This is a genomic window from Acetatifactor aquisgranensis (assembly GCF_943193215.1).
GTDB classification, from domain to species: domain Bacteria; phylum Bacillota; class Clostridia; order Lachnospirales; family Lachnospiraceae; genus Acetatifactor; species Acetatifactor aquisgranensis.
Genome location: NZ_CALPDH010000003.1, coordinates 157,196 through 177,085 on the forward strand (window position 1 = coordinate 157,196; position 19,890 = coordinate 177,085).

The 19,890-nt window shown below is 53.3% G+C and carries 17 protein-coding genes; 16 read left to right on the top strand and 1 reads right to left on the bottom strand.

Features of this window, described 5'->3' with window-relative positions; translation table 11 throughout:
* The first annotated feature begins 84 nt into the window (after nucleotides 1-84).
* From NFS35_RS03725 to NFS35_RS03745, 5 genes are all read left to right on the top strand, one after another.
* The gene (locus NFS35_RS03725) at nucleotides 85-1,182 is read left to right on the top strand and encodes a uroporphyrinogen decarboxylase family protein (protein ID WP_251205804.1); all 1,098 of its coding nucleotides are present in this window, start codon (nucleotides 85-87) and stop codon (nucleotides 1,180-1,182) included.
* 150 nt (nucleotides 1,183-1,332) lie between these two features.
* Complete coding sequence (locus NFS35_RS03730) at nucleotides 1,333-1,518, top strand: hypothetical protein (RefSeq protein ID WP_251205805.1); 186 nt, start codon at nucleotides 1,333-1,335, stop codon at nucleotides 1,516-1,518.
* A gap of 47 nt (nucleotides 1,519-1,565) precedes the next feature.
* Complete coding sequence (locus tag NFS35_RS03735) at nucleotides 1,566-3,260, top strand: type 2 periplasmic-binding domain-containing protein (protein ID WP_251205806.1); 1,695 nt, start codon at nucleotides 1,566-1,568, stop codon at nucleotides 3,258-3,260.
* Between the two features lie 66 nt (nucleotides 3,261-3,326).
* A complete protein-coding gene (locus NFS35_RS03740; protein WP_251205807.1) occupies nucleotides 3,327-4,220 on the top strand; it encodes an ABC transporter permease in 894 nt (297 codons plus the stop codon).
* A gap of 15 nt (nucleotides 4,221-4,235) precedes the next feature.
* Nucleotides 4,236-5,114 (top strand): carbohydrate ABC transporter permease, encoded by an 879-nt coding sequence (locus NFS35_RS03745; RefSeq protein WP_251205808.1) that lies wholly within the window; start codon nucleotides 4,236-4,238, stop codon nucleotides 5,112-5,114.
* Between the two features lie 72 nt (nucleotides 5,115-5,186).
* On the opposite strand, the gene NFS35_RS03750 is transcribed toward NFS35_RS03745, so the two are convergent.
* Complete coding sequence (locus NFS35_RS03750) at nucleotides 5,187-6,806, bottom strand: PocR ligand-binding domain-containing protein (RefSeq protein ID WP_251205809.1); 1,620 nt, start codon at nucleotides 6,804-6,806, stop codon at nucleotides 5,187-5,189.
* A gap of 167 nt (nucleotides 6,807-6,973) precedes the next feature.
* On the opposite strand from NFS35_RS03750, the gene NFS35_RS03755 reads away from it, so the two are divergent.
* From NFS35_RS03755 to NFS35_RS03805, 11 genes are all read left to right on the top strand, one after another.
* Entirely contained in the window at nucleotides 6,974-8,056 is a 1,083-nt protein-coding gene (locus NFS35_RS03755) for an HD-GYP domain-containing protein (RefSeq protein ID WP_251205810.1), read from the top strand.
* Between the two features lie 82 nt (nucleotides 8,057-8,138).
* Nucleotides 8,139-9,659 (top strand): ATP-binding protein, encoded by a 1,521-nt coding sequence (locus NFS35_RS03760; protein WP_251205811.1) that lies wholly within the window; start codon nucleotides 8,139-8,141, stop codon nucleotides 9,657-9,659.
* Complete coding sequence (locus tag NFS35_RS03765) at nucleotides 9,613-10,668, top strand: response regulator (protein WP_251205812.1); 1,056 nt, start codon at nucleotides 9,613-9,615, stop codon at nucleotides 10,666-10,668. The genes NFS35_RS03760 and NFS35_RS03765 overlap by 47 nt, the downstream gene beginning before the upstream one ends.
* An 85-nt stretch (nucleotides 10,669-10,753) precedes the next feature.
* Nucleotides 10,754-11,560 carry a CheR family methyltransferase gene (locus NFS35_RS03770; protein ID WP_251205813.1) on the top strand — a complete coding sequence of 269 codons (807 nt, stop codon included), beginning with the start codon at nucleotides 10,754-10,756 and terminating at the stop codon, nucleotides 11,558-11,560.
* Between the two features lie 46 nt (nucleotides 11,561-11,606).
* Nucleotides 11,607-12,641 carry a protein-glutamate methylesterase/protein-glutamine glutaminase gene (locus NFS35_RS03775; protein ID WP_251205814.1) on the top strand — a complete coding sequence of 345 codons (1,035 nt, stop codon included), beginning with the start codon at nucleotides 11,607-11,609 and terminating at the stop codon, nucleotides 12,639-12,641.
* Between the two features lie 12 nt (nucleotides 12,642-12,653).
* A complete protein-coding gene (locus NFS35_RS03780) occupies nucleotides 12,654-13,046 on the top strand; it encodes a response regulator (protein ID WP_251205815.1) in 393 nt (130 codons plus the stop codon).
* Nucleotides 13,047-13,122: 76 nt separating this feature from the next.
* Nucleotides 13,123-15,297 carry a chemotaxis protein CheA gene (locus tag NFS35_RS03785; RefSeq protein ID WP_251205816.1) on the top strand — a complete coding sequence of 725 codons (2,175 nt, stop codon included), beginning with the start codon at nucleotides 13,123-13,125 and terminating at the stop codon, nucleotides 15,295-15,297.
* Between the two features lie 26 nt (nucleotides 15,298-15,323).
* The gene (locus tag NFS35_RS03790) at nucleotides 15,324-15,863 is read left to right on the top strand and encodes a chemotaxis protein CheW (RefSeq protein ID WP_330639993.1); all 540 of its coding nucleotides are present in this window, start codon (nucleotides 15,324-15,326) and stop codon (nucleotides 15,861-15,863) included.
* A 14-nt stretch (nucleotides 15,864-15,877) separates the two neighbouring features.
* Nucleotides 15,878-17,230 carry a methyl-accepting chemotaxis protein gene (locus NFS35_RS03795; RefSeq protein WP_251205817.1) on the top strand — a complete coding sequence of 451 codons (1,353 nt, stop codon included), beginning with the start codon at nucleotides 15,878-15,880 and terminating at the stop codon, nucleotides 17,228-17,230.
* Between the two features lie 20 nt (nucleotides 17,231-17,250).
* Nucleotides 17,251-17,604, top strand: coding sequence for an Hpt domain-containing protein (locus tag NFS35_RS03800; protein ID WP_251205818.1), 354 nt, complete (start codon nucleotides 17,251-17,253; stop codon nucleotides 17,602-17,604).
* Nucleotides 17,605-17,774: 170 nt separating this feature from the next.
* On the top strand, nucleotides 17,775-19,886 hold the full coding sequence (locus tag NFS35_RS03805; RefSeq protein ID WP_251205819.1) for a glycogen debranching protein: 2,112 nt from the start codon (nucleotides 17,775-17,777) through the stop codon (nucleotides 19,884-19,886).
* Nucleotides 19,887-19,890: the final 4 nt, after the last annotated feature.

Sequence of the window (19,890 nt, forward strand, 5' to 3'; positions counted from 1 at the left end):
ACAAACTGAATTTCATGTGGTAGGATGTCCGTATAAATCATGCTGCCCGATAAAAAGACGGGGGCAGGAAAGGATGGACTGACTATGGCAGGGATTGAAAAGGCAAAAGAGACCATGAGCTCAAAGGAACGGGTGATGCGCACTTTCGCTTTCGAGAAGACCGACAGAGTGCCGATTGATTATATGGCCAACCCTGCGGTGCATGAGAGGTTCTGCAAGGCTCTGGGCATCGGTTCAAAGGATCGCAGCGGCCTGTATCAGGCGTTGGGGGTGGATTATTGGGGCACAGGCGCGCGCTTCGTGGGAAAGAATCGTTTCCCGGTGCTGAAAGACCGTATGACGGATCCCGTCTACGGCTACAACATGCGCTGGGTGCCGAACCAGAGCGGCGGCTACTGGGATTTCTGCGACTTTCCGCTGCAGGGCGCCGATGAGGAGACCATCGCGAATTTCCATGTGCCCTCCCGGGAGGACTTCTCGGTGGAGAGCCTGCGGGAGGAACTGGAACCTTTTTCGGACAAGGCAGTCTATATCGGCAGCGCGGGCATGGCAGACATCATCAACTCCACCGGCCGCGTCATGGGTATGGAGGACACCCTGGTGAATCTGCTGACAGAAGATGAGGCTACGATGACCTATGTGGAACGCATGGTAGACATGGAACTGGGTATCCTGGAGATGGCGCTGGAAGAGGCGGGGGATCTGATCGACTTTGTGTGGATCGGGGAAGATTTGGGGACTCAAAGGGCCCCCATGATCAGCCTGGAAATGTACCGCAATGTGCTGCGCCCTTTCCACCAGAGATATATCGACCTGGCCAGGGCCTACGGCAAGCCGGTGATGGTGCATACCTGCGGCAGTTCCAGCTGGGTGTATGAGGATTTCCTGGAGATGGGGGTAAACGCCGTGGATACTCTTCAGCCGGAAGCGGTGAATATGGATCCCCGCTATCTGAAAGAACATTTCGGCGGACGGCTCTCTTTCCATGGCTGCATCTCCACAGTGGGCCCGCTGGCTTACGGGAGCCCGGCGGAGGTGGAGCGGATGGTGAAAGAGACATTGGAGATTATGATGCCGGGCGGAGGATATCAGCTTGCGCCCACGCACATGATTCAGGACAATACGCCTGTGGAGAATCTGTTCGCCATGTACCAGGCTGCCCATACTTACGGCGGATACTGAGCCCGGAGACGAGTGGAGCCAGAGAAATAGATGACAATAACAGACATGAGAGGCTGCCGCGGCTGCGGCGGCCTTTTGCGTCCTGCCAGGATTTCTGTCCCCGCGGGAGGGGCTGTTTTGGCAAATTGTACTACATGATACCAATATTTTGTGGACGAAAGCATAAAAATTAGTAAAATGTATTTACAAAAAATAAAAATAGTGTATAATATATCCATATTATCCGGAAAAATGTATAAGATGTACAAACCATTCCGGGCAATTAAGGATCCGATTGCCCAAAATGGCGGAAAGTGCATGGCTGCAGGGACGGATAATGGGGAAACGAAACCATGATTGCCTGCATTCTGTGGAAAGCAGGAGAAGAAAGGAAGGAAAAAGTTATGAAGCTGAAGAAACTAGGGGGGGTACTGCTTGCAGCGGTAATGACAATCAGCTGTGTCGCATGTGGCAATTCTGATGGAGGAAACAGTTCGGGCGGGGGACAGGACAGTGTGCCTGCAGAGCAGTCCGGTGAAGAGTCTGGCGCCGATGAGGAAAGCGGCAGTTCCGGCGGTGAGAGCGAGAGCGCAGGAGATCTGATTACTCTGACTACAGTCCGCTCCCTGGACTCCAATGTGAAATTTGATGAGAGCAATCCGGACAGGAAATCTCTGGATGAGAATATCTGGAACCGTACTTATCAAGAGAAATATGGCGTAAAGCTGGAGTATCTCTGGACGCCCAACAGCGAGCAGTATGATTCCAAGTGGAACGCGGCTCTGGCTACAGGGGACATACCGGATTTCGCCAATGTGTCCGCCACCATTTACAAGCAGCTGGTGGAGGCTGATCTGGTGATGGATATGACGGACGTGTATAATGAGTACGCCAGCGATGCCTACAAAGCGGCTGTGGAAAAAGAGGACAACCTGTCCTATGATTATATGACATTTGACGGAAAACTTCTGGGTCTGCCTTACACCGGGGCCGGGGCGGAGAACATTACACTGATGATGATCCGCAAGGACTGGCTGGATCAGGTGAATATGGAAGTTCCCAAGACCCTTGATGAGCTGAAAGCTGTGGTAAAGGCTTTCCAGGATAATAAGCTTGGGGGTGAGGGGACTGTCGGCATCGCGGCCCACAAGTACCTCAATAGCGGTGTGTACAGCCTTGGCGGCATCATGGAGAGCTATGGCGCATTCTACAATACCTGGATAGAGAAGGATGGCCGGCTGGTCTACAGCTCTGTCACGGATGAGATGCGGGACGCGTTGCTGGAACTGCAGGGAATGTACAGGGATGGCCTCCTGCGCACGGACTTTGCCTCTCTGGAGAGCACCGATGCGGCCGAGGATGTGGCGGCAGGAAAATGCGGCGTTACTTTCGGCACATACTGGGCGCCTCTGAATGGCATACCGGAGAGCTATGCTTCCGATGAGAATGCGGAGTGGATTGTGTGCGAGACTCCCACGGTAGACGGTTCTCCTGTCCGCAGCTACTCCACAGTTGAGCCGGTCGGCTATATGTTCGTGAGTAAGGACTGTGAACATCCCGAGAAGGTTGTCGAGATGATGAACATGTTCTATGAAATTCTGGATTCTGACGCGGAGACTTATGCGAGCTATATGACGGATGGCACCGGCTTTGAGGTCTTCAAGTATGCCGTTGCCAACAACTTCCCCGCATGGAAGAACCTGGACATCACCCGTGCGCTGGCTGAGCCTTTGGAGAAGAGAGACCCCTCCACCCTGACGGCAGAGCAGGAGGCGAACTACAACATGATAGTCGATTACCTGGACAATGGAAATACTGCTACAGCAGGTTACTATCTGGTATTCGGCAAAGGCGGGACCTATGACCACATTGGCACCATGTACGATGAGGGGCGCATCGTGGTCAGCGAGTACAAGTCCCTGCCCACGGACACTATGACCGAGAAGTGGAAGGATTTGAATGATAACCTGTCGGCGGCCATGCAGAAAGTGGTCATGGGAGAAGACATCAGTGTCTTCGACACGGCAGTAGAGACCTGGAAGAGCACAGGCGGAGATCAGATTACACAGGAAGTGAACGACTGGTATTCCCGGAAGTAAGCGGTAAGCACAGCCTTGGCCGGCTCAGCCGGCCAGGGCTGTCAGTCGTGGAATGGAGGACTCCTATTGAAAAAATTTAAAAAAGAATGGCCTTTCCATCTGATGCTCCTGCCTGCCGTCATTATGGTCATCATATTCAACTATGTGCCCATGGCCGGCGTGTCGCTGGCTTTTTTGGATTATAAGCCCGCAAAAGGGCTGGCGAAAGCCGCCTTTGTTGGATGGAAGCAGTTTGAGACATTGTTCGAGAATCCGAACTTTTTTCTTGCGTTGAAGAATACAGTCATTATCGCCGGATGGAAACTGATTACTGGCCTGATTGTCCCTCTGGTTCTGGCACTTCTGCTGAACGAAATCCGCAAGAGCTGGTATAAACGAGTCGCCCAGACGCTGATTTATCTGCCTTATTTCATATCCTGGGTGTTGATGGCAGGTATCATTGTGGACATCTTTTCGCCTACTGACGGGCTTGTGAACCGGGCGCTGGAATCTTTCGGAGTCGAGCCGATTTATTTTCTGGGGAGCAATACATGGGCGCGATTCACCATGATTCTCACTAACATATGGAAAGAAGCCGGGTGGGGGACGATTATTTTCATGGCCGCTCTGACTGGTGTGGATTTGAACCTCTATGAGGCTGCTGTCATCGACGGCGCCGGACGTCTGAAGCAGATGCAGCATGTGACGATACCTGCGATTGTGCCCACCATCGTTCTGGTAGGAACCCTGAGCCTGAGCAATGTGCTGAATGCGGGCTTTGACCAGATTTACAACTTAATGACGGGAGTCACCATGGAGACCCTGGATATCATCGATACGCTGGTCTACCGTATCGGTGTGCAGAATGGACAGTTCAGCCTGGCTACGGCCGCAGGCCTGTTCAAATCGGTCGTGTCCAGCTTCTTCATCATACTGTCTTACAGGCTGGCAGATAAGCTTGCCGGATACAAAATATTTTAGGAAAGGGGGATACATATGCATTATAAAGAATCATTGGGAAGTCGCATCTATGTAGCGATTGCATATATAATCGTCACGATATTCAGCATAGCCTGTATCTATCCCATCCTGCATGTGCTGGCGGTGTCTTTCAGCTCAAAGGTAGCGGTGAACGCAGGTCTGGTGAACATCATTCCGGTGGATTTTTCGCTGGATGCCTATGAATTCGTTATGCGCGGAGGGGCTTTCTTTACGGCCTTCGCAGTCTCCGTGAAAAGGACTTTGCTGGGTGTCGTAATCAGCATGGTGTTCGTGATTCTGGCAGGCTATCCCCTGTCAAAAACGAAGCGGCAGTTCTCCGCCAGGAACTTCTATATGTGGTTCTTTGTGTTCACCATGCTGTTCAGCGGCGGCATGATTCCCAGCTATATCGTGGTCAGCAAGCTGGGACTGATCGACAGCCTGTGGGCGCTGATTCTTCCTGCGGCGGTGCCGGTGTATTATCTGATTCTGTTCCAGAATTTCGTAAAGAGCCTGCCGGACGGGCTGATTGAGGCGGCTTACATCGACGGGGCCGGAGAGGGCACTGTGCTGGGAAAGATAATCCTGCCCCTGTCCAAGCCCATCCTGGCCACTCTGGTGCTGTTCATTGCGGTGAACCACTGGAATGCCTGGTTCGACGGCATGATTTATATGAACCGTCCTGAAAATTATCCCCTGCAGACCTATCTGCAGACCATCGTGGTACAGGTGAATCTGAAGGCTGTGACTTCCCTGGGAGACGTGACGAATATTTCGCCCCAGAACAGCAAGTCCGCCCAGATTATACTGGCCATGCTGCCAATTGTGATAGTATATCCGTTCCTGCAGAAATACTTCACCAAAGGTATTGTGCTGGGGAGCGTAAAAGGATGACAGTACGGAGGCAGGAAAGAAGCATGCCGCTTTTGCGGCATGCTTCTTTTGATATAGGGGCATCAAGAAAAGTTAATGCTCCCGGGCCTGTTCAAAGGAAAGCAGGAAGTCGAAGAACTTCCCGGTCAGCTCCGGATCGTAGACATTGCCGCCCTGCTCTCTCATTTTCCGGACGACAGTGTCCCTGGGATAATTCCCGCCGGAAATGGTGGGCACTGTCCAGTAGGTGTAATCGCCCACAATGTGGATGATCCGGGATTCCAGAGGGATGTGCTCCTCGCGCAGCTGGGTGGGATATCCGGTGCCGTCCCAGTTTTCATGGGAGTGCAGGATGGCGTCTGCCACCTTATAGAGCTGTTCGAACTGTCTGGCCATGGCATAGCCGTGTGTGGCATGGGTCTGGATCAGCATGGTCTCTTCCTCTGTCCGGAACTGTCCGCGGATATAGAAAGACTCGGGGAGCATCGCCATGCCGATGTCCTGGAAGCGGGCGGCCAGGCTGACCTTGTCGGCAAATTCGCCGGAAAGGCCCAGATGCAGGCAGAACGCATGGGCCATCTCCCCGGTGTAATCCACTACCCTTCTGTTCAGAATCTGCCTGTCGTACAATCTGTCCATGATGTAGCCGGGGATGTTCTGCTCGTGCTTGAGCACCTCCTTGTTCTGATACATTTTCAGATCCGCTCTGGCGAAGCAGTCCTGAAGCGTCTCGTTATCGCTGTTCCAGTCAGCGGCGCCCAGGGCTATGGAGAGGGGCAGGGAGAGGGTCTTGTCGTTGCCGCAGTCGCGGGCCACACGACGGCAGTAGTCCAGAGCGGTCTCCAGCATGGTGTCGGGCAGGATGACGCGGAATTCGTCCCCGCCGCAGCGGGCCACCAGCCATTCGCTCTTCGCCAGGCCGGACATGATTTTTGCCGCGCCCACCAGGAGCTGGTCGCCGGCCTCATGGCCGAAGATATCATTGGTCAGTTTCAGGAAATTGGCGTCGGCGGATATCATGCAGATATGGCGGTCTTTCTGGCCGGCGTACAGCTCCATCGCTTCCTCGAACTTTCGGCGGTTATAGAGCCCGGTCATGGAATCTTTCTCCGCAAGGGTCTCCAGGGCGCTCTTTTCCTGCTCATGGAGCCGCTTCTGGCTCTCCAGGGAGCTGACGGCGGCCTGCAGGCGCAGATTGCTGCAGCCTAACTGGGAGAGCTGGCCGGCCAGAAGGGAGAGGAGATCCAGGATATGTTCGAACTGCGCTTTCGTGATGGTGGGAATCGCGTGGATATGTTCCAGGAATTCCTCCTCGTCCAGCTTAAGGACGCGGGCATTGGCGCGGTATTCCTCATCCCCCGGCACATCCTCCGCCAGGCGCACCTGCCCCGCCAGGATGCTGGCCAGATGCCTGCCCTCCACCAGAATGCTGACGCTGGCGTCCGTGAGCCCTGCCGATTGGCAGCGGCAGATACAGGGCTCCGCGCCGTCATGGGCGCTGAGCGCCTTGTCGGACAGCTCGCAGCGGGCGCTGCCGACGGGTGATTTCTTTATGACATCGCGGCAGAAACGGCAGTAGTCGCTGTCACGGGTGATGCGCTCGCCGTGAGGGCCGCGGATGCTGATGCCCACCTGCAGGGCGACGGACAGGGAATCTATCAGCTTCTGCAGGAAGTCTATGTCAAATATGTCCTGAAAGGTATATGCATCCATTAATCCCATCCTCCCTTACTATATATAATTTACCACAAATTTGATGTATTTGTCTATAGAAGATGTATTGCAAAGGATTCTTTTTGCACTTCTTAATGAATTAACATTTTTTTTGGAAAGTGGTATCATAACTTGGTAGCGAATACATTCAGGATAATGGTGAAGAGATGGAGAAGCAACGGATACTGGTTGTTGATGACGAAGAGATAAATCGTCTGATACTCATGGAGATGTTTCAGGACAGTCTGGACGAGTACGAGCTGCTGGAGGCGGGGAATGGCCGTGAGGCAGTGGAACAGATTGAGAGGAACCAAAATATCGTACTGATTCTGCTGGATGTGGTCATGCCCATCATGGACGGATTCAAGGTGCTGGAGTATATGCAGGAGCATGAGCTGCTGGAAGCCATCCCTGTGATACTGATTACCGGAGAGTCGATTGAGGACAGCGAAGGCCGGGCATATGACTTCGGCGTGGCTGACGTGATACATAAGCCTTTCTTTGCGCATATCGTGAAGCGCCGCAGCAAGAACATCATCGAGCTGTACCAGAACAAGCACAACATGGAGAGGCGCTTAAAGGAGCAGGAGATTGCCATAAGGGCCCAGGAGAAGGAAATCAGGGAGACCAATGAATTCATGGTGGATGCCCTGAGCACCGTGGTGGAGTCCAGAAGCGCTGAGACGGGAGACCATACCAAGCGCATCAAGTTCTACACCAGGATTATGGCGAACCACCTGATGGAGCATTTCCCCCAGTACGGCCTGACACCGGCTACGGTGGACGGGATTTCCAGAGCCTCTGTCATGCATGATATCGGAAAGATAGGCATTTCGGACACTATCCTATTGAAGCCGGGGCGCCTGACTAATGAAGAATTTGAAATCATGAAGACGCATACCGTCATCGGATGCGAAATCCTGGAGAAATTCTATAAAGACCGGACCAGCGAATTCTATCGCTTCTGCTATGAAATCTGCCGCCATCACCATGAGCGGTGGGACGGAAGGGGATATCCGGATCACTTGGCCGGGGACGATATCCCGATCAGCGCGCAGATTGTCGCCGTGGCAGATGTCTATGACGCGCTGGTAAGCCCCAGAGTGTACAAGGGCTCTTTTTCGAAGGAAAAGGCGTATGAGATGATCATGAATGGTGAATGTGGTCAGTTCGCGCCGGATATATTGGAATGCTTCAGGCTTGCCAGGGAAGATTTCTATAATATTATGGAAACGCTGGGGAGTTTCTAGTTTTCATAATATGGACGGCAGCAAAGTGGGATAACGCTTCTGCTGCTGTTTTCACGTCATATGATACCGGCGGAGGTACGATATGGGAGAGGATTGGAACGGCGCATTTCCCGTAGAGGACGCGTTGGAGATGATTCTGATGTTTGACGGTGCGGGCGTGGTCTTCTACGCCAATGCCGCGGCAAGAGGCAGACTCGGATATACATTGGAGGACGGCGGAAGCGGGGAGGGCCTCAGGGGCAGACATGTCAGCGAGGTGTTCCCCGGAAGCTTTAAATCTTCGGAGGGCATTTCGGAGGGGCAGGCCGCGGGCAGAACGGAGCATCTGGTGATGTACCGCAGGAACCGGACCTGTTTCCCGGTGGAGGCGAAGTTCGTAAGGAACCGTGACAGCTATATCTGCATGGCCAATGACATGCTGGAGCGGGAGCATCTGGGGAGGGAAATCGAACAGGTGCGGGAGGAGGCCGGACAGGCGGCCAGGGTCAAGGCGGAATTCGTGGCCAATGTGACCCATGAGCTGCGGACTCCGGTGAACGGCATCCTGGGCAATGTCAGGGAGCTTTTGGACAATTCGCCGGAGGAAGGCACCGCAAAGGCTCTGCGGCTGGTAGAGCGCTGCTGCGGGGATATGAACAAGATTATCGACAATATTCTGGATTTTTCGAAGCTGGATGCGGGGAAATTTACCCTGGAGCTTCGGAAATTCCATTTCAGAAATATGCTGGATTATGTAAAGGCCCAGCACATCAGCAGGATTACCGAGAAAGGGCTGGATTTCTTCCTGACGGTATCGCCGCAGGTGCCGGAGTATGTGGTGGGGGATGAACTGCGCATCGTGCAGATCCTGAACAATCTCCTGTCCAATGCCCTGAAGTTCACCGCGGTGGGCAAGATTACGCTTCAGGTGCTCCTCACTGCCCGGGTGGACGATAAGGCGGAGATTTTTTTCATTGTGTCGGACACAGGGATAGGAATCGCCGAGGAGAACCGGGATAAGCTGTTCCAGAGTTTCTCCCAGGTGGACGCTTCCATTTCCAGGAGGTACGGCGGCACGGGCCTGGGGCTGAACATCTGCAAGCAGCTGGTGGAGCTGATGGGCGGCAGCATCGAGGTGGAGAGCAGGGAGGGCCATGGCAGCAGCTTTTCCTTTTCCGTATGGGTGGGGGAGGGCGGAGGGCAGACCGGTTCCCGGGACGCCACTGATGATATAAAGACTGCATTTGAAAGCATGGCCCACGCAGGCCCTGCGCAGGAGGATACGGAGGATGCGAGGCATTACGGCACACCCGCCAACAGGGAGGCCCTGAAGAAAAATCTGTCGAAGCTGATTCTCAGCATAGAGATGGAGAACTGGGAGAAGGCGGAGATGTTCATGGAGACGGTGAGGCAGCTCACCGCGGACGCGCCGCCGGATATCAAGCGCATGGCCCTTCGGCTGAAGATGGCGATTCAGAAGGGGGATTATGAAAAGGTAGCCACGCAGTTCGATACATTGCGGAGCAGTCTGGCACCTGAAAAATGCACAGAGTCTGTAGGCAGGGAGGTGCCGGGAGATGGATTACGCGGACAAGGGAGCGGCGAGGATTCTCATCGTGGATGATTTGGAAGTGAACAGATGTATTCTGGAGGAGATCATCCAGGGCATGGGCTGCCGCCCTGTATCGGCGGACAGCGCGGAGGAGGCGCTGCGGCTGGTGAGGGGGAACTGTCCGCAGCTGATTCTGTCTGACATTTCCATGCCGGGCATGGACGGCTTTGAGCTTTGCAGGATTTTGAAAAACGATAAAAAGACGAAAAATATCCCGATTATCTTTATTTCCGCATATGATAATCCGAAAGATATCATGGAGGGCCTGACTCTGGGCGGGGCGGACTACATTACGAAGCCTTTCTTCCCGGAAGTGGTGCAGGCCAGGGTAGGCGTCCATCTGCGCCTCTATGAGGCGAACAGGGAGCTTGAGGAGATGAACCGCAGGCTTCATGCCTCGCTGAGCGAGCAGCTGGGGCAGATAGAGCAGGAGAAGAAAGATGTGCTGTACGCGCTGGCGGGAATCGCCGCCAGGAATTCCTGTTATCGGGGAGAGCACATAGAACGCCTGAAAGAGAACTGCAGAATCCTGGCCCAGGGGATGCAGCTTTCCCCATTGTTTGAAGACAAGATTTCCGATGCCTATATCGACACGATCGAGCTGGCGGCGCCGCTGTGCGACATCGGCAATATCGGAATCCCGCTGGAGCTTCTGCGCAAGCGGGAGGCGCTGGACGCTGGGGAGATGGCAATCGTGCAGACTCACACCACTATCGGCGCGAAGCTTCTGGGCGATCTGCATGTGGGCAGCGATTACAATGATTTTGTCCGCATGGCTGAGGATGTGGCCCATTACCATCACGAGAACTGGGACGGCAGCGGATATCCGGAAAGGCTTAAGGGGAATGAAATCCCGCTGGCGGCGCAGATTGTGTCCATCGTGCAGGTCTACTGTGCCCTGACGGACAAGAGGAACTACAGCAAGGAAGAGGCTTTCAATATCATGGAAGGGGAAGCGGAGATAAAGTTCAATCCCGATATTTTCAAAATATGCCGTAAGATATCGCGCCAGCTTCTTTAGAAGCGGGGCTGCGGCAATCAAAAATAAGCGTAAGGGCGGCAGAGGCTCTGCATAGCGGCCGTCCGATCAGGAGGTGGGATGAACTGTGATTAAGGATGATGAATTTATAAGGATTGCCTCTTATATGAAGCAGCGCTACGGAATCGACCTTTACCAGAAAAAGGTCATTGTCAACGGGCGTCTGGAGAATTATATTAAAAGAGGCGGCTGGAAGACTTTCGACGAATTCATGAATGCGGTGGAGCATGACAAGACAGGAAATCAGGAAAAGATGCTGGTAAATTTCCTGACGACGAATCATACATATTTCATGCGTGAATTTGAACATTTTGACTTTTTCAAAAGCGAGGTGCTCCCCTGGCTCCGCCAGAAGGAGGCGGCGAGAAAGGATCTGCGGATCTGGTGCGGCGCGGCTTCTTCGGGGGAAGAGCCTTATATGATAGCCATGGTGCTGGCGGATTTCTTCGGAATGGAGCACAATCAGTGGGATACGAAAGTGCTCGCCACGGACATCTCCACCAAGGTGCTGCAGAAAGCCATGGCGGGAATTTATACGGATGAACAGCTCAAGAATATCCCGGAGCATTGGAGGAAGAAGTTTTTCAATAAGCTTGCAGGCGGAACGCAGTTTCAGGTGAAGCAGGAGCTGAAGAGCGAAGTCATTTTCAGACAGTTCAATCTGATGGACCCGTTTCCGTTCAGGAAGAAGATGCACACCATATTCCTGCGGAATGTCATGATATACTTTGACGACAATACGAAACGGGAGCTGGTGCAGAAAGTATACGACGCACTGGAACCGGGCGGATATCTGTTCATCGGGACTACAGAGACCCTTGACAGGAGCAGCACGCCGTTTCAGATTATCCAGCCATCCATTTTCAGAAAATAGGGGATGCGCTGCGAACAAGGAAATAATAGGGGGGACAGACTGAGATATGCTGCCGATTAAGGTTTTGATTGTGGATGATTCCATCGTATTCCGGGAACTGCTGGTCCAGAATCTGGGCAGGGATCCGGCTATAAAGATTGTGGGAACGGCCAGGGATCCGTTTGAGGCCAGGGACGCGATTCTCGCCCTGAAGCCGGATGTGATGACCCTGGACATCGAGCTGCCCAGGATGAACGGAATCGAGTTCCTGCGCAAGCTGATGCCCCAGTACCCGCTTCCCGTGGTAGTGATCAGCTCCCTGAGCGATAAAGTATTCGACGCCATGAACGCGGGGGCTGTGGACTTTGTGGCAAAGCCTGTGGTCTCCAACAGGAAGCAGCTGGAGGATTTCGTCCGGAATGAGCTTTTGGTGAAGATAAAGATAGCCGCAAGCGCCAGAATCAGCAATATCAAGAAGACGGTGATGATGCGGGAAGGAAATCAGGAACACATGTCGGTGAAACGCAGCAATCTGGTAGTGGCAATCGGCGCTTCCACGGGGGGGACGGAGGCCACATCCGCCGTAGTGCGGGAGTTCGGCACGGATATCCCTGGAATCGTCTGCGTGCAGCATATGCCACCCGGATTTACGCAGATGTATGCCAAGAGGCTGGACAATGAATGCCAGATACATGTGAAGGAGGCCGAGACAGGCGACAGGGTCCTGCCGGGCCATATGCTGATAGCCCCCGGCGGGGACAGACATATGAGCCTGGTGAAAGTGGGCACGGGCTATCAGGTGGAGGTCAAGCCGGGCCCCAGGGTGAACGGGCATTGTCCCTCTGTGGATGTGCTGTTCAATTCCGTGGCAAAGGCCGCAGGCTCCGACGCGCTGGGCATCATCCTCACGGGGATGGGCGGGGACGGCGCCAAGGGACTGCTTGCCATGCGGCAGGCCGGCGCCAGGACGATCGGACAGGATGAATCCACCTGTGTGGTCTATGGAATGCCGAAGGTTGCGTATGATCTGGGAGCGGTGGAGTACCAGGAGAAACTGGGCGATATCGCAAGCAGGACATATGCGGTTTTGAATAAAATGTAAAGGAGAAAAATCATGAAGATTCTGCTGGCGGAGGACGATTTCGCGACAAGGAAGTTTATGGCGGGTTTTCTCTCAAAGTACGGTGAATGTGATGTTACGGTGGACGGAATGGAAGCTGTGGACGCGTTCATGATGGCTTTGGAGGATAAGGAGCCCTATGATTTGGTGTGTCTGGACATTATGATGCCGGTCATGGACGGATATCAGGCCCTGATGGGTATCCGCAATCTGGAAAAGGAGAGAGGCGTGCCCGAGGAGAAGGCTGTGAAAGTCATCATGACCACTGCCTTGAACGAGGAGAAGAATGTCAAGATGGCATTCGAGCTGGGGTGTACCATTTACTCCGGGAAGCCCATCGATCAGGAGCGGTTTGAACAGGCCATGAAGAAGCTGAACCTGATCTGAGCGCCGAAAGCCATGCTTTAGGCGGGCAAAAAGATATTAAGGCGCGCCGACGGCGCGCTTGGGAAAGGAGATAGATATGGCGGGAGATTTTAACACGGAGAGCATGTTAGACATGTATCTGTTCGAGAACGGCCAGCTGCTGGAGCAGCTTCAGGAGACTGTTTTGGAACAGAAAGATGCGGACTGCTTTGATGAGGACAGCATAAACGAGATATTCCGGACCATGCATACCATTAAAGGTTCTTCCGGTATCATGATGTTCGACAATATCACGGCTGTGTCGCACAAGCTGGAGGATGTCTTTTTCTATCTGAGAGAATCCCATCCGGACAATGTTCCCCATGTGGAGCTGGTGGAGCATGTGCTGGAGGTGGAAGATTTCATCTCAAATGAGATGGAAAAGATCCGGAACGGCGATTCTGCTGACGGTGATGCCACGGACATCATTGCGGATCTGGACAGATTCTTGAATTTGATCAAGAACGGAGGTGCGCAGGCAGAGGGAGGCGCGGCTCCGGAAAATGTGCATGAGGAGCCGAAGCATTTCTATATCGCGCCCGTGGCCAGCGCTGCCAGCCGTTTTTACAAGATTTTCATCCACTTTTTCCCGGAGACGGAGATGGCCAATGTCCATGCGTACAAGACCGTCTATGCGCTGAAGGAAATCGCGGAGGATATTCTGTATTCCCCGGAGGATCTCCTCACGGACGAGAAGTGCGGCGAGACCATCATCAAGGAGGGTTTCCGCATTCTGCTGCAGGCACAGTGCAGCGAAGAGGATGTGCGTGAGCTCATAGGCGTGGGATATGACATTGAGAAAGTGGATGTCTTTGAGTGCGATGCCAATCAGTTCCTGCTGGGATTCGACTTTGGCGATAATGAGCCCGCTCCGCAGATCGATCTGGAATCCAGCGTAGAGGTCATAGAGGCGAAGCAGGAGGCTAAGGCGTCCGAAGCGGGAGGGGCCGCTAAAGCGGAGGAGAAGAAGCCCGAGGCGCCGAAGATTACGCCGGGTGATTTCGTCATCCAGTCCAAGGAACCCGGCAAGCAGAAGAAGCTGGCCAAGGATAAGCCAAAGGGCGAAAAGGCTGCATTCATCAGCGTCAATGTGAGCAAGATGGATCAGCTGATGGATCTGATTGGAGAGCTTGTTATCTCCGAATCCGTGGTGCTGCAGAGTTCCGATCTGAAAGTGCCCGGACTGAACCTGGACAATTTCAACAAGGCGGCAGCCCAGCTGGCATCTATTTCCACCGATCTGCAGAATGTCATCATGTCCATGCGGATGGTGCCTTTGACGAATACTTTCCAGAAGATGAACCGTATCGTATTCGATGTGTCCAGAAAGCTGGGCAAGGATATCGAGTTCGTCATGGTGGGCGACTCCACTGAGGTGGATAAGAACATCATAGAACATATCTCCGATCCGCTGATGCATCTGGTGCGGAATGCCGTCGATCACGGCATCGAGAGCAATGAAGAGCGCGCAGCCAGCGGCAAGACGGAAAAAGGCAAGGTTACTCTGTCCGCCAAGACTGAGGCCGGCAAGGTGTGGATTAGCGTGGAAGACAACGGTACAGGTCTGGATCGTGAGAAGATTCTGGCCAAGGCGAGAAAGCAGGGCATCCTGGACGACAACAAGCCTGATGCCGCTTACTCGGACAAGGAAGTATACCAGTTCATCACGCTGCCCGGCTTCTCCACCAATGAAACGGTGACAGAATATTCCGGCCGCGGCGTAGGCATGGACGTGGTGGTGCAGAACATCCAGGCCATCGGCGGCGCTCTGGAAATCGAGAGCACGCCCGGCTTCGGCAGCATGATGAGCCTGAAGATTCCTCTGACGCTGGCAATCATCGACGGCATCGTCATGGAGGTGGGGAATTCCTCATTTGTGATGGAGACAGGGGTCATCAAGCAGTTCATCCGCGTGAAAGAGGATATGATGATTCATGAGCCTAACGGCGACGAATTCGTCATGATTCGCGGCGATTGCTTCCCGGTCATCCGCCTGGGCAGATGGTATGGCCTGGAGAAATATCAGGAGTCCGTGGAGGACGGCGTGATGCTGATCCTGGAAGTGGAAGACAGGAAAATCTGCCTCCTGGTAGATAAGCTGGTTGGCGAGCAAGAGATTGTGGTAAAACCGATTCCCTCGTATATCAAAAAAGTCAAGGGCCTGTCCGGCTGTACACAGCTTGGCGATGGCAGCATTGCTTTGATATTGGACGCCCCTGGATTGGTAGAATAAAATAAAAGAAAGGAACGGTATATCATATGGATGAAACAAGCAGGCTGCTGGGACAGCTGGATGAAATGGACGGCGGCGCGGACAGCAGGAACACGCAGAAAGGCAAGTACATGACTTTCAAGTCCGGGCCGGAATACTTCGGGCTGGAGATACAATATGTGCAGCAGATCATACAGTTCCAGTCGGTCACGAAGATTCCCGAGACAGAGGATTACATCAAGGGGCTGATCAATCTGAGAGGAAAGATCGTGCCTGTGGTGGATGTGCGTCTGCGCTTCAGACAGGGCGAGTATGAGTATAACGACAAGACCTGTATCCTTGTCATCAATGTAAAGGACAATACGGTGGGGCTGATTGTGGAGCAGATTGCCGAGGTGGTGGAAATCAAGGAGGAGAACATCCTGCCTCCCCCTACCATCGGCAGAGCGGACAAGGGCCATCACAAATATGTCTATGGCATCGGGAAAGTCGGAAATGCCGTGAAGCTTTTATTGGATCCGGAGAAGCTGCTGTATGATGAGGATTCATCGGATGCAGAACAGAATAAGAAAATTGAGGAAGAGTGAAAGGAGTGAATGACATGAAGAACTTGAAAATGAAGACAAAATTAATTATAGGGTTTCTTATCCCTATCATCCTTACTTTGCTGAACATCATCATCGGTGACCTGTCCACCAAGGCGGCGGTGCGGATTACGGATCCTGTAGCACAGGAGCGTTATGTGACCAACGCGGCTATCTTCACCGCAGCCATCGCAGTGGTGTCCGTGGGAATCACGGTGTTCGTAGCGCTGGCGCTGATTAAGGTCATCGAGAAGTCTGTGGCGCAGCTGTCCGATGCGGCGAAGGAGATCGCCAAGGGCCGCGTGGATATCAAGATGGTCAAATACAACAACGATGAGTTCGGCGAGCTGGTAGACGAGTATACCAAGGTAATCGACAATATCAAGTATCAGGCCCAGGTGGCTGAGGAAGTGGCCGGCGGAAATTTGACCATCACGGTCAATCCCAGTTCCGCAGAGGATGTGCTGGGACACTCCCTGAAGAAGCTGGTGGAGGACAACCATAATGCCCTGAGCAATATCAGCGACGCGGGATCCCAGGTCACGATCAGCTCCTCCCAGGTGGCAAGCGCCAGCCAGGCACTGGCCCAGGGCTCCACGGAGCAGGCAAGCGCCATTGAAGAGATTACGGCTTCTATCGACGAAATCGCGGAGAAGACGAAACAGAACGCGGAGCAGGCGAATTCCGCAGCGACTCTGGTGGTGCACGCGATAGAGGATGTAAAGCGGGGCAATGTGCAGATGCAGGATACCATAGCGGCCATGCAGGATATCAACAGGTCTTCCGAGAATATCTCTAAGATTATCAAGACCATTGAGGATATCGCGTTCCAGACCAACATCCTTGCGCTGAACGCGGCTGTTGAGGCGGCAAGGGCAGGCGAGGCCGGCAAGGGCTTTGCGGTAGTGGCAGAAGAGGTCAGAAGCCTTGCGGCCAAGAGCGCCGAGGCTGCCAGCGAGACATCGGCTCTGATTGAGGATTCCATCGAGAAGGTGAACTCCGGATCCAAAATCGTGGATGAGACTGCCAAGGCAATGGAAGAAATCACAAAGGTGGTTCAGGAGAGCGAAATCATCATCAATGGCATCGCGGAATCTTCCAATTACCAGGCGACGGCAGTTGCGCAGATTGAACAGGCTATCACGCAGGTATCCCAGGTGGTGCAGACCAACTCCGCTACCAGCGAGGAATGTGCGGCGGCCAGCGAAGAATTGTCCAACCAGGCTTCCAGGATGCGCGAGATGCTTTCCATGTACCATCTGAGCAATGAAAGCGTAAGCAATCCTTCCTTTAAGAGCTCTGCTTCCTATGCTTCTTCTGCATCCAATGAGCAGGTGATTTCTCTGGGCGACGACTTTGGAAAGTATTAATAGAAAATGAGGTGCATTGAATGAATCTGTTAGAAGAGCTGAGGGCTTTGGGAGTGGACGTGGATGACGGGCTGAAGCGTCTGATGGGGAATGAAAAGCTTTACAGAAGGCTGTTGGGTTCTTTCGTGAAGATGATCGGAACCCAGGCAGTGGATCCGGATTTTGATGAGAATGATTACACGGAGGCTCTGGAGAAAGCCCATTCCATCAAGGGGACAGCCGGAAACCTGTCGCTTACCCCTATTTATGAGTCTTACAGCGAAATTTTGAATCTGCTGCGGTCCGGCAAACCGGCGGAAGCGAAAGCTGTCCTTGCAAAGGTATTGCCCATTCAGCAGGAAATCATTTCCTGTATTGAGAACAATATGGAATAGGAATGAATGTGAGAGCAGTGCTGCGGGAATCATTTCTGCAGCACTGTTTTTCACCTCGCAGTGAAAGGCATGGCATGGGAATCATCGATAGATTACGCGGCAGGATAAATCCTGCCGCAAAAGAGAAAATACGGATAGAGGTAAAAGAGGAAGGATTGGAAGGAGATAGTATGGAAGCTGTGCATCAAAAGCCCCAGCGAGGCATGAAGCTGCAGCCCCTGGATGAAATCAATGGATTCATGGTCCGGCCGGGATTCTACAACAGGGACGGCGCCACGGCAGCGTCAAACGGCGTCAGTTTTACGATTCATTCCCGGGGAGCGACGAAGTGTACTTTGCTGCTATTCCGCCCCCAGGAGGCAGAACCCTATGCAAGGCTGGAGTATCCGGAGTCCTATCATATCGGGAATACCTACTCGATGCTGGTATTTGGGATTAACATCGAGGAATTTGAATATGCGTTCCAGCTGGACGGCCCCTATGACAAGGCAAAGGGAAAACTTTTTGATAAGGAAAAGGTGCTGCTGGATCCTTATGCCAGAGCTGTGACCGGTCAGCGGAAATGGGGAGAGCGTCCGGAGAACGGAAAGAATTTTGAATACCATGCCAGGGTGGTGGAGAACAACTTTGACTGGGGAAAAATCATGCATCTGGAGACACCCCTGGAAGACCTGGTCATCTATGAGATGCATGTGAGGGGATTTACAAAGGATTCCTCCTCGGGGGTAACGGCGCCGGGGACCTATGAGGGGCTGCGCCAGAAGATTCCCTATCTGAAGAATCTGGGCGTGAATGCCGTGGAGCTGATGCCCATCTTTGAGTTTGATGAGATGGAGGATGCCAGGGTGGTGGACGGCGTACAGCTCTACAATTACTGGGGCTATAACACGGTCTGTTTTTTTGCGCCGAATACGAGTTATACCTCGGAGGTGGAGCACAATCATGAGGGGGACGAGCTGAAACAGCTGATTTATGAGCTGAAAGAAAACGGAATCGAAGTCATTCTGGATGTGGTGTTCAACCACACGGCGGAGGGAAATGACGACGGCCCCTGCTTCTCCTTTAAGGGAATCGACAATGATGTATACTATATCCTGACGCCGGACGGACATTACTATAATTTCAGCGGTTGCGGAAACGCGCTGAACAGCAACCACCCCATGACCAGGAGATTTATTATCGATTGCCTGAGGTATTGGGTGACGGAATACCGTGTAGACGGATTCCGCTTCGATTTGGCTTCTATACTGACCCGCGACCAGAAAGGCGAGCCCATGGCAGAGCCGCCGATCATCCAGGAGATTGCCTATGATTCCATTCTGGGCAAGGTGAAGCTCATAGCGGAGGCCTGGGACGCGGTGGGCCTCTATCAGGTAGGGAGCTTCCCGGCTTTCCGCAGATGGTCGGAATGGAACGGCAGATACAGGGATGATATGCGGAGATTCCTGAAAGGAGACGGCGGCATGGCCGGAACGGCAATCACGCGGATTACCGGTTCCCGGGATATGTACGATCCCATGAAGCGGGGGGAGAGCGCGTCGGTGAATTTCCTGACCTGCCATGATGGCTTTACCCTGTATGATTTATATTCCTACAATGTCAAGCACAATGAGAAGAACGGCTGGGACAATACGGACGGGGACAACAACGGGAACAGCTGGAACTGCGGCGTGGAGGGTGAGACAGACGATCCGGAGATAGAGTCGCTTCGCCGCCGGATGGTGAAGAATGCTTTCGCCACACTGATGTGCAGCAGAGGCCCGGCCATGTTCTATGCCGGGGATGAGTTCTGCAATACCCAGTTCGGGAACAATAATGCATACTGTCAGGACAACCGTATTTCCTGGCTGGACTGGAACAGGCTGGAGGAATATGGGGAGATACATGACTTCTTTCGATATATGATAGCGTTCCGAAAGGAGCATGCCGTGGTGCGGAAGTCCATGGGGAATGCGGCCTGCGGTTTCCCGGAAATCAGCCTCCACAATGGCTATCCATGGAACGGAAGGACGGATTACAACTGCAGGCTGATCGGGATCATGTATGCGGGCAGGGACGAGACAGATTCGAAAGACGACATCGTCTTCTATGGGATGAACGCTTACTGGGATCCGCTGGACATGCAGCTGCCGAATCTGCCCGAGGGGATGCGCTGGAAAATCTGCGTCAATACTTTCGCGGAATACGCGGACGGAAAAGATATTGGGGCTGAGACGAATTTACAGTACGACAGCATGCTGAAAATCCCGCCCCGGACAGTGGTGGTGCTGGTGGCCGAATAGAACA